Annotated in this window: 6 protein-coding genes and 1 pseudogene; 2 read left to right on the forward strand and 5 right to left on the reverse strand. The window is 60.6% G+C overall.

The features are described from left to right. The coding region (locus IP93_RS15495) for a tyrosine-type recombinase/integrase (RefSeq protein ID WP_144817210.1) at positions 1–627 on the forward strand (627 nt) is incomplete at its 5' end. A 108-nt stretch (positions 628–735) separates the two neighbouring features. Here IP93_RS15495 and IP93_RS15500 read toward each other — a convergent pair. From IP93_RS15500 to IP93_RS15520, 5 genes and pseudogenes are all read right to left on the reverse strand, one after another. After that, positions 736–1207: pseudogene (locus IP93_RS15500) on the reverse strand (response regulator transcription factor); the annotation flags it as partial. Position 1208: 1 nt separating this feature from the next. Continuing rightward, positions 1209–3668 carry a heavy metal translocating P-type ATPase gene (locus IP93_RS15505; protein ID WP_043290358.1) on the reverse strand — a complete coding sequence of 820 codons (2460 nt, stop codon included), beginning with the start codon at positions 3666–3668 and terminating at the stop codon, positions 1209–1211. Between the two features lie 78 nt (positions 3669–3746). Further along, positions 3747–6983 carry an efflux RND transporter permease subunit gene (locus IP93_RS15510; protein ID WP_144817212.1) on the reverse strand — a complete coding sequence of 1079 codons (3237 nt, stop codon included), beginning with the start codon at positions 6981–6983 and terminating at the stop codon, positions 3747–3749. Positions 6984–6998: 15 nt separating this feature from the next. Then, positions 6999–8252 carry an efflux RND transporter periplasmic adaptor subunit gene (locus tag IP93_RS15515; RefSeq protein ID WP_014159610.1) on the reverse strand — a complete coding sequence of 418 codons (1254 nt, stop codon included), beginning with the start codon at positions 8250–8252 and terminating at the stop codon, positions 6999–7001. Further along, entirely contained in the window at positions 8249–9502 is a 1254-nt protein-coding gene (locus tag IP93_RS15520) for a TolC family protein (RefSeq protein WP_043290357.1), read from the reverse strand. The genes IP93_RS15515 and IP93_RS15520 overlap by 4 nt, the downstream gene beginning before the upstream one ends. Before the next feature lie 165 nt (positions 9503–9667). Between IP93_RS15520 and IP93_RS15525 the strand changes: the two genes are divergently transcribed. Beyond that, a partial coding sequence (locus IP93_RS15525; protein ID WP_158636359.1) for a transposase occupies positions 9668–9937 on the forward strand: 270 nt, incomplete at its 3' end.

Below are 9937 nucleotides of genomic sequence, written 5' to 3' on the forward strand. Positions count from 1 at the left end.
CCGGTGTTTCGAGCGGTCAACCAGTGGGGCCAGATAAGCGCCGAAGGCCTCCATCCCAACAGTTTGGTGCTCTTGCTGCGCGAGTTGCTGGCCAGTGCCGGGTTTGCCGATGCTGGGCTCCACAGCAGCCACTCGCTGCGCCGCGGGTTTGCCAGCTGGGCCAACGACCAAGGCTGGGATATGAAGGCGCTGATGGAGTACGTGGGCTGGCGCGATGTGCACTCGGCCATGCGTTACCTGGACGGGCGTGACCCGTTCGCCCGGGATCGCATTGAAGCGAGCCTGCCCAGCCCAGCCGCGCCAGCTCCGACGATGGTGCTGCCGGCGCCCGAGGGCAAATCTGCCCTGCAGCTGCGCCTACGCCTGGTGCTGACCCCGTTTGCCCGCGCCGGCCGCGGCGCGGCCAGAGCCCGGGGTCGGATCGAAGAGATCTGCTTGGCCCCGTTCAAGGCTATGCGCCTGAACACCGCCAGCAGCGAGTACCGGTTGACTGTTCCCACCGATCCCGACCGGGATCTGGATGAAATCCTGGCCACGTTGCTCGATGACATGCACCGCATGGCCGATACGCACCAGTGTTTCCTGGAAGCGTCTCTCAGTACAGACGACGGCCGGCACTGGGACTGATTCCCCTCACAACCTCCGGATCCAATGGCTACCCTTCACGAGACCGCTTACCCGCGACTGAAGCCTGATCCCACCGCCAAGGAACTGGAGGAGGTCGGGGTAGAACCCAATGCTTCGCCGCAGGCTGGACATCTGTGATCGCAGAAGATCCCCGTCGGGCAGGTCGTCACCCCAGAGAGTGTGCTCAAGCTGCCGCCTGGTCACAGCGGCAGGACTTGCCCGCATCAGCGCTTCAAGGAGCTTCCTGCAAGCTGGGGACAGATGCAGTCGTTTTCCAGCCCGTGTGGCCTCCAACGTACTCAGGTCCAACGTGAGCTCTCCGATCAGCAGCCGCCTTTGCAGCCAACATCACAACGGGAACTGAAACACCGTGATTCAACCGCAGCCTTCTCAGAACCTCCGGGCCTTCCATGCGAGGAAGCATCCAATCAAGAACGACTGCGTCGTAACCATTGGACGCCGCAAAGTGAAGGCCGGCGATGCCGTCCCCGATGGTATCAAGCTGATGCCCTCGGGCCTCGAAGTAGGCCAGAATCTTCAAAGCGACTTCTCGATCGCGCTCAATCACTAGAATTCGCATGTCACGACTGACGGTAGCCAAGGAGCCTCAGCGCATTGAATACAACCAACAAGGTTGAACCTTCATGCACTGCCACAGCCGGTCCAATGCCAAGACCTAGAATGGTCGCAGGAACCAACAACGCTACGACGCCCAGGCTCACATACACGTTCTGACGGATCACCCGTTTCGTGCGTCGACTAAGCGCTACAGAGAATGCAACCTGTCTCAAATCCTCAGACATAAGCGCGACGTCGGCAGTCTCCAGCGCTACGTCCGAAGAGGCGGCACCCATTGCAATTCCGACGCTGGCACTAGCCATTGCGGGTGCGTCATTCACACCGTCGCCGACCATTGCCACTCGCTCCGTCTCCTTCAACTGACGTATTGCCTTCACCTTGTCGTCAGGCATGAGATTTCCCCATGCCTCGTTTAGACCCACGTCCGTTGCCACGGCTTGAGCTACAGTCTGGTGGTCGCCAGAGATCATGATCATTCGTTGGATGCCCAAGCGCCTTAGCTTGTCCAGGGCTTCACGCGCCTCTGGCCGGGGCGTATCCATAAGGCCGATGACACCTAGGTCGCGATCACCTAGGCGAACGGCCATCGTGGTTCTGCCGGCGTTACGGAGCTCCTCAATGGCAGACTCCGCACCCGCGGATAGAGCGCCAATGCCGTCGTTACCGAACATTTCTGCCTTTCCTATCCACACGTCAATGCCGTTCACCTTCGCCTGAACGCCTCTTCCAGCGAAGTTAGCGAGGTCTGTCGCTACCATGACCGGTCCATCGCCCAGGCGAGTATTACCATCTCGAACGATAGCTGCGGCCAAAGGGTGGTCACTTAAAGCCTCGACGGCGACGGCAACGTGAAGCAGTTCCTGCTCTGTCGTTCCCTGCATCACTTTGATGTCGGTAATTCGCGGCTTGCCTTCAGTGAGCGTTCCAGTCTTGTCGAACGCGATGGCGCGGACCATGCCCAGCTCCTCCAGTGGTGCGCCACCCTTGATGAGTACGCCACCTCGCGCAGCTCGCGCAATTCCCGCTAGAACCGCGCTTGGAGTCGCGATTGCCAGTGCGCAAGGGCTTGCCGCTACAAGTACCGCCATCGCTCGATAGAAGCTGTCGCGGAATGGCTCATCGATCACGATCCATGAGAAAAGTAACAGCACGGCCAAGATCAGAACAGCGGGAACGAATACCCTCTCAAACTTGTCTGTGAAGCGCTGCGTTGGCGATTTCCTGGTTTCGGCTTCGCTCACCATCTTGACTACGCGGGCCAGTGCCGATTCGCCTGATCGACGCGTGACTTCGACCTCTAGGACGCCGGAGCCATTGATAGTGCCGGCGAAGACGCGGGACTCCATTCCCACCGAATCAGGCCGACCCCGTGCCTGAGCAGGGTCAGTGACTTGCAACTTATCTACCGGAATGCTTTCCCCGGTGACAGGGGCTTGGTCAACGCTGCTAGTGCCTTTGACGACGAATCCGTCTGCCGGCATCCGATCATTGGGACGAACAACCACCACATCTCCAGGTATCAACGATTCAACCTTGACTTCCACGACCTGCCCATCCCTCAGCACCCTGGCGGTTTCTGGGGCAAGCTTTGCAAGAGCTTCAATCGCGCGCTTAGCCCGGCCCATCGCGTAGTGTTCAAGGGCATGACCTAGACTGAAGAGGAACAGAAGCAAGGCGCCTTCGGCCCATGCGCCCAGCGCTGCCGCACCTACCGCTGCAACCAGCATCAGAGTATCGATTTCAAAACGCTTCAGCTTGACGTTCTCAATCGCTTCGCCAAGCGTGAACCAGCCGCCAAAGAGGTAGGCAGCTACGTAAAATGCGGTAGGAATCCATGGCGTTTGGAGCAAGCCGAGCTTTTCAATCGCAAATCCCAAGATCAGGAGCAGGCCACAGGCAAGTGAGAAGATCAGCTCGCTATTGCCACCCAATACGCCTCCGTGGGAATGACCATGGTCTTGTCCGTCCTTGTGTTCGTGACCTTCGTGCTGATCTTTCAAGTCTTCCTTCGGACCGGATGCGCCTTGCCCTACACCCAGCGCGTGGAGCTCTGCTCTCAGCTCCGTCTCGCTTGTCTTGGTTTGATCGTATTCGAGGCTCACGCCGCCAGTCGGGCTGGTGGTGGCTTCAATGACCCCCGGCAAAGCCTGTAGTTGGCCTGCAATTGTTCGTGCTTTCCGGGCGTGAACTGCTGAACCCAGTTCCAAGGAGAGGTGACCATACCGCTCACCCAGCTTGACACCCATGGACGACGCCACCTCTCGCACTCGTTGAAGCGAGATGAGCTCGGGCGCGTAATGAATGCAAAGTGTTCCGCAAGCCCCATCGCTACCACCGCGCACGTGCACGCGTGATATTCCGTCCATTTCCTGAAGCCCGTCCACCAGCCTTTGGACGCAGTTATCGTCGCGAGAAACGCCTGGGAGTACGACCGGCAATTCGACTTCTGTGGTCAGGTTCATGTGTTCCCTCCAACGTCATAAGAATGGATCGGGAAGTCCGGCAGGCAGATACGCTGCCGGACACAAACACTCCATCAATCAGGGAACATTTCCCGGTTGCCCTTTGGGATCTGGCTTGGCCAGGCGCCCCGCAAATGTCGGCAGCACAAGAAGTGTCAGTACTGTTGCGGTCAACAGGCCGCCAATGACCACCGTGGCGAGAGGCTTCTGCACCTCAGCACCAGATCCACTCGCAATAGCCATCGGAATGAAGCCGACGATCGCCACCAGCGCGGTGGTCACCACAGCTCGAATTCGGCTGCCGGCACCGTTCATTGCAGCGATCAATGGACTGTCACCAGCATCAAGCCTCTCTCTGATGGCTTGCATGAGCACCAATCCGTTCAGCGTCGCAACACCCGATACCGCGATGAATCCGACAGCGGCAGATACCGAGAACGGCATACCACGCACCAGCAATGCGAGAATTCCGCCAACCAGGGCAAGCGGGACGCAGGTGAACACCAGACCCGCCTCCTTCGCACTGCCCAATGCCATGAACAGAAGACTTCCGATCAGCAGGAAGACAATCGGCACAACTGTCATGAGTCGCCTTTCCGCCCGCTGCAAGTTCTCGAACTGACCGCCCCACGTCATGTGGGCGCCTGGTGGAAGCTTCACGTCCTTCACCGCAGCTTGGGCCTCTCCGACAAACCCGCCCAAGTCACGACCGCGAACATTAGCCTGCACCACGACACGACGGCTCCCGTTGTTTCGACTGATCTGGTTCGGCCCCTCGCTGATCTCAATGCGTGCGACAGAGGAGAGCGGCACGATGCCCCCAGTTGGGGTTGCAATCGGCAGCGATGCGAGCTGATCGGGGTCATTGCGTGCATCGTCGCCGAGGCGCACCACAACATCGAACCGGCGGTCGCCCTCGAAGATCTTGCCTGCCGCAGCGCCGCCAATACCGGTTGAAAGTGCGTCGCTCACGTCCGCCGCCGTGAGGCCATACTGCGCAGCTGCAAGATGATCGATTGCCACATTGAGCGTGGGCAGGCCGGAAATCTGTTCAACACGGACATCCGCTGCGCCCTGAGTATTTCTCAGCTTCAGCGCGACCTGGTCAGCAACAGCTTGCAGTTGCTCGAAGTTATCGCCGTAAATCATGACGGCTAGGTCCGTACGTACACCTGAGATCAGCTCATTGAAGCGCAGCTCGATGGGCTGGCTGAATTCAAAGCTGTTGCCTATCTGCGAGGCGGCGATCTTCTCAAACCTTGCAATCAGATCCTCCTTGCTCAGGGAAGAGTCTGGCCACTCCTTTCTCGGCTTAAGTACGATCACACTGTCGGAGATGTTGGTCGGCATGGGGTCGATAGCTGCTTCGGCAGTACCGGTCCTCGAGAAGACCGTCACAACCTCTGGTTCAGCAGCAATGGCCTTCTCCAGCGCCAACTGCATAGCCAACGATTGCTCAAGCGACGTAGATGGCACACGCAACGCCTGCATAGCGAGGTTTCCCTCATCAAGCGTTGGCATGAACTCTCGACCCAGCATCGTAAAGCCGACCACGCCCATTGCGAGCATCACGAGGGCGCCAGCGAACACTGCCTTGGGCCTACGAATCGCCGCTTGGATCGCCGGTTCAATACGGCCGCGCAGGACGCGGATGATGGCAGTCTCATGTTCTTCGTCTTGGTCGCTCTCGTGCCCCTCCTTGTTCGCGTGGAGCTTGGGCTCCCTGACCAACAGGGCAGCCATCGCCGGTACAAAGGTGAACGAGAAGATAAACGCGCCAACGAGGGCGAGCATGAAGGTGGCGGCCATCGGTTGGAACGTCTTGCCCTCCACACCTTCCAGCGTAAGGATCGGTGCGAACACCAACAGGATGATCACCTGGCCGAAGGCTGCAGGGCGCGCCATTTTCCTCGCCGAGTCGGCGGCCACACGCAGTCGCTCCATGGCATTGAGGGGTCGGCCGAGTTCCGCACGCCGCTTGCCAAGCATCAGCAGGGTGGACTCGATCACAATTACCGCGCCATCCACAAGGATGCCGAAGTCCAGCGCACCCAAACTCATGAGGTTGCCGCTGATGCCGAACTTGTTCATGCCGATAACAGCGAAGAGGAACGACAGCGGAATGACCAATGCGGTGATGGCTGCCGCCCGCAGGTTGCCCAGCAGCAGGAACAGCACAACTACGACCAGCAGGGCGCCTTCGGTCAAGTTCTTGGCGACAGTCTTGACGGTGGAGTTAACCAGCACACTACGGTCCAGCACTGGCTCTGCGAAGATATCGGCGGGCAGAGATTCATTGACCTGTGCCAGACGCTCAGCAGCAGCTTGAGCGACGGTGCGGCTGTTGCCGCCGGCGATCATCAGCGCCGTGCCCAGTACTGCCTCATGACCATTTCGGCTTGCTGCACCAAGCCTTGGGGCGCGCCCCATCCCGACCTCGGCAGCATCGGCCACCCGGATGACCACGCCGTCCTTGGTGGCAACGGGCGACTGAGCCAAGTCGTCGGTCGTAAGGGCAAGGCCGTCGGCCCGAACGACCAGGCCTTCGCCCGCACGCTGGACGAATCCGGCGCCAGCCTGGACGTTGGAGCGTTCCAGTGCTTGGACCAGATCGGCCAGACCCAAGTTGTATGCCGCCAGTCGAGCGCTGTCGGGGTAGATGCCGTATTCCTTGACGTACCCACCCACCGTATCAACACCGGCCAGGCCGGGGCTGGAGCGCATCTGTGGTGCGATGATCCAGTCCTGGACAGTACGCAGGTACGTTGCGCGCTCCTGGGCGGTTCCAAGACGATCGCCCTCTGGTGTCAGGTAGACCTCACCCTCTTGCCAGCCAGCCTGGCCGGGCTTGGCCAGCTTCTTGGGGTCGAATGGCTTGAAGTCCACCGTCCACATGAGAACCTCGCCCAGCCCGGTTGTAACCGGGGAGAGCATGGGGGACACGCCCTCGGGCAGATCTCCGGCAGCCTCCCGCATCCGCTCTGCCACCTGCTGGCGGGCGAAATAGATGTCGGTCTGATCAGTGAAGATCGCGGTGACCTGAGAGAAGCCATTGCGTGATAGGGAGCGAGTGGTGTTCAGACCCGGGATGCCGGCCAAGGCCGTCTCCAGAGGATAGGTAACCTGGCGTTCAATCTGCTCCGGTGTGAGGGCAGGTGCAATTGTATTGATCTGAACCTGGCGGTTGGTGATATCTGGTACAGCATCGACTGGCAGCTTGCTCAGTTGGAACAAGCCAAAGCAGGCGATCAATGCAGCCAGAAACACCACGAGCCAGCGGAACTTGACCGCTGCTTCAATGATGAACTTGAACATGGTGTATGAGTTCCCTTAGTGGCCGTGCTCGGCTTCGCCCTTGGCCAGTTCGGCCTTGAGCAGGAAGGCATTGGCGCCTACGAGGCGCTCACTACCTGTCAGGCCGTTAAGGATTTCGATTCGATTACCTGCACGACGGCCAGCGAGTACCGGCGTTGCCTTAAAGCCTCCCTCGACAGCAACGAACACAACACTTCTGCCATCAACGCTTTGGACCGCATCCGCCGGGACGCTCATGCCTTCAGCTGCGCCATCGGCGATGATGACGGCCGAAACGGGGGAGCCGGCCGGTGGCAACTTCTCCGAAATTGGTTTGGCGCGAATGGTCGCGGTGCCTCCCTGCTGCATCACATTCGCAGCGGCGGCAATCACCTCAGCTTCGAAGCTTCCGCCCGGGCCAGTCACTTCCAGCTTCATTCCGGGCACCGCGAGAGTGGCCAGTGCTGGCGGTGCAGTGAATACGAGTTCATTCATGTCCGGATTGGAAACCTCCGCAACAAGCGTTCCAGCTGAGACGACACCACCGGGCGTCACTTGGACGTTGCCAACCACGCCAGCGACAGGACTGGAGATTGTCACCCGGCCGGAACTGTCCGGAGATCCACTGGCCGCTACCTGTGCACGTGCAGCACTAGCGGCGGCATCAGCGGCCAAAGAGCGCGCGCGCGAGGCCTCCAGCTCCTGGCGAGCCACTACGCCCTGCTCGACAAGAGACTTGTCGCGGCCGTAGGCCAGGCGAATGGCTTCGGCCTCCGCCGCAGCGGCAGTGGCGGCGGCTTTGAAGGTCGCAGCTTCTCCACTGACAATGATCACCAGGGGCTGGTTGCTCTTGACGGCTGTACCCGGCGCAACAAGCACGCGCTCAACGCGGCCGGTGACCGTTGAGGCGATGGCAGCACGCCCCCCGATGGCCGGCTCGACGCGACCTGCAAGGCGGGTCGATGCGCCACCGCCGCGGCCGACAGCCACCACGCCGATGCCAGATGCCTTGATCTGGTCAGGCGTCAGCTTGACTACACCTTCCTCGGACTCCTCTTCGCCATGTTCGCCATCACCATCACCTTCACTGTGCGCCTCGGCGGAGCCCGGCTTTGCGTCAGCTGCGTGATCGTCGTGACCATCATCCTTTCCAGCCGGCTTTTCTGCCTCCGTACCGGTGGATTTGGCATCCTCCTGCGCCCCGCCACTGCATGAGGTCAGCGCGCCGGTCATCATCAAGGTAGCCAGCAGCGTCGCTCCGATGAGCGTCTTGTTTCCGTACTTGTTCATTTTGCCTCCACAAACGGTGCGCGCCCTTCAAGGCGGGCGAGGTCGATTTCTGCTGCCACCCGGCTAAGACGGGCATCCACAGCACTGCCACGCGCAGCGATCAGGGTTGATCGCGTGCTGCGCAGCTCCAATTGCGATATACGACCTGCCTCAAATCCGATGCGGGCCAGCCGATAGGCTTCATCTGCGGCCTGTACGCTTTCATCCGCTGCTCGTGCGCGGCTGTTGGATGCCTTGAGACTCGCTACCGCTCCCAAACGGGCCGCCTCACTGTCACGCCTCTGAGCCTCCAGAACCGCTTCGGCAGCACGTTGTTCCGCATAGGCCGCCTGGATCGCACCGCGGTTACGATCGAATAGGGGGATCGAAAGGCTGATGCCCACGTTGTAAGCTTGGTCGCCCGCTTGGCGGAAGCGCGTCTGAGCCACGGATGCACTCAGTTGTGGCAACGCACGCTTGCGCTCAACATCGATAAGGCGGCCGGAGGCGTCCGCTTCGGCTTGGGCGATACGAACGGCAAGCGGGGCGGCCTCATTGTCAATTGGGTGAGAGGGCACTCGGTCAAGCAGGCTTTCGCCGATGTCGGTCAGCGGGCTGTCCACTAAGGACACCGCGGCTAGGCGAGCAAGCGCCGCATCCCGGTAGGCCTCGGCCTCATCTAGGCTGGCCTTTGCATTGGCGACCTCGCTCCGTGCCTGCACACCGCGCAGGTTGGGCTCACGTCCCTCGCTGACCATCGCAGCTACCGCCTTGGCGTCCTGTTCAATCAAGGCCAATGCCTCGCTGGCCAACTCATATCGGCGCAGCGCAGCCTCTGCTTCGGCGTATGTCGCAGCCAGGCGACCCGCTGCGTCACTGCGCATCAGATCACCCCGCAAGCCTGCAGCCCCAGCCTCCGCACGCGCGGCGCGCACTCGGGCCCCTCGTTGACCCCAAATCTCCAGCGGCTGGGAGAGGGTGACAATGCTGTCAGCGTTTGAGAAACCTTTGTAGGGACCAGTGCCGTAGGCGTTCTCCGCTTCGATGGAGACCGTCGGATTGGGCAGTGCCCGAGCCTGTTGTACCCGCGCCTCGGCTGCCTCAGCCAGCGCGACGCCTTGGACCGTCGCAGGCATCTGGTTCAAGCGAGAAAGCAACGATTCGTAAGATGGTGCAGTTTGAGCAGCTACATGCCCGGTTGGCACCAACGCCAGCAGAACAGCGACAGCCAACCCGGTCGCTGAAAGCGACCGACCCGTCAAAATCGACATAAAAACTCCCGTAAATTATCTGAGCGAACTACCCGCAAATGCGGGGCAGAGCCAGATCAGATACGGGGGGGGCGCATGGGTCCGTCCCTACGTGTCAACATGCGACCCAACAGCTACCCTCGTTTTTTATCTATAACAAATGGGCTCCGCTGCTGGAGTACACCGATGTCCCCTGATTCACCCACCACGGCCGAGATTGCTCCCGATCCGCAACTGGAAAAGCGGACACGGCGCCGCTTCAGTGCGCCTGAGAAGTTGCGCCTTCTGGCCCAAGCCGACGCCCTTGCTCACGGCGAGCAGGGGGCCTGGCTGCGCCGCAATGGCCTCTATGCCGCCCAGCTTTCTGCTTGGCGCAAGCAGCAGACCGAGCATGGTTTGGAGGGTTTGCAGTCGCAAGCACCCGGGCGCAAGGCGGCCGATCCGCGTGAGCGCCGG

Origin of the sequence: Aerolutibacter ruishenii (genome assembly GCF_007830115.1) — a bacterium.
GTDB classification, from domain to species: Bacteria; Pseudomonadota; Gammaproteobacteria; order Xanthomonadales; family Xanthomonadaceae; genus Aerolutibacter; species Aerolutibacter ruishenii.